At 41.9% G+C, this 425-nt stretch carries 2 rRNA genes; both read left to right on the top strand.

The window, feature by feature from the left end:
• Positions 1-9 precede the first annotated feature (9 nt).
• Positions 10-124 (top strand): 5S ribosomal RNA (rrf, locus tag N9R04_RS11320).
• A gap of 209 nt (positions 125-333) precedes the next feature.
• Positions 334-425, top strand: a 16S ribosomal RNA gene (locus tag N9R04_RS11315); the annotation flags it as partial.

Genomic DNA, 425 nt, shown 5'->3' with positions numbered 1-425 from the left:
CATTTGTTGTCTGGTGACGATGGCAAGGAGGTCACACCTGTTCCCATGCCGAACACAGAAGTTAAGCTCCTTAGCGCCGATGGTAGTCGGACTTACGTTCCGCAAGAGTAGGACGTTGCCAGGCAATCCATTTTGACCTTTTGGTCATTTTTTTATGGATTATTTCGTTACATTGATTAAAAACAGTTGACTTTATAAAAGGTCTGCTGTATAATTAGTTCTTGTGATGAAAAATGAACATTGAAAACTAAATGACAATATGTCAACGTTAATTCCAATAAACACAACGTGTTAGTAGTAACACAATCAATTTACGAGCTAATCAAACGCTTTTTTATGGAGAGTTTGATCCTGGCTCAGGATGAACGCTGGCGGCGTGCCTAATACATGCAAGTCGAGCGAACAGACGGGGAGCTTGCTCCCCC

The sequence above is a fragment of the Staphylococcus marylandisciuri genome, from assembly GCF_025519785.1.
In the GTDB taxonomy this organism is placed as follows: domain Bacteria; phylum Bacillota; class Bacilli; order Staphylococcales; family Staphylococcaceae; genus Staphylococcus; species Staphylococcus marylandisciuri.
Note: the sequence above shows the minus strand (reverse complement) of the source record. Positions and strands in the feature narration are given on the sequence as shown.